At 53.2% G+C, this 626-nt stretch carries 1 protein-coding gene; it reads right to left on the bottom strand.

Translation table 11 applies throughout. The annotated features are described in order from the left end of the window. A partial coding sequence (locus ACS8FC_RS18755) for a hypothetical protein (protein ID WP_439297900.1) occupies positions 1 to 626 on the bottom strand: 626 nt, incomplete at both ends.

Raw genomic sequence — 626 nt, 5'->3', positions numbered from 1 at the left:
TCATCAATCGTTACCATACTGACTTGACCTGTCTGTGAGGCGGTACTGGATTTCACTTGGCCTGCGTTACCCAATACGACCTGATGCTTATTAGTGGCTTTTACGCCATTACCAATAGCGATACTATTTAAGCCACTAGCCATTGAAATATTACCAATCGCAATAGAAGCTTCGCCTTCTGCAGCGGCCGCTTCACCAACAGCCGTTGCACGCATACCACTGGCATTGGCTAGGTGACCAAACGCTTGCGCGCGTTCACCCGTGGCTTTTGACTGCCAACCGATAGAAGTAGAACCCAGACCTGCTGAATTGGCTTGACCGCCGACAGCAGTCGCAGAGTTCATACCTGCGTTTGCTTGATTACCGACAGCGACGGTATCATTCGTTCCGCCCGCCATTGCCGCTTCACCGACAGCGGTTGCACGTACGCCGCTAGCATTGGCTAGGTGGCCGAATGCTTGAGCGCGCTCAGCGGTAGCTTTTGATTGCCAACCAATCGAGGTTGAGCCCAGACCTGCTGCATTGGCTTGACCACCAACCGCAGTGGCAGAGTTCATACCGGCATTCGCTTGACTACCGAGTGCAACCGTATCATTGGTGCCGCCTGCCATAGCTTGATTGCCATA

Source organism: Psychrobacter sp. 1Y4 (assembly GCF_051847555.1).
The sequence above is the reverse complement of the archived record's forward strand: the minus strand, read 5'-3'. Positions and strand labels throughout refer to the sequence as shown.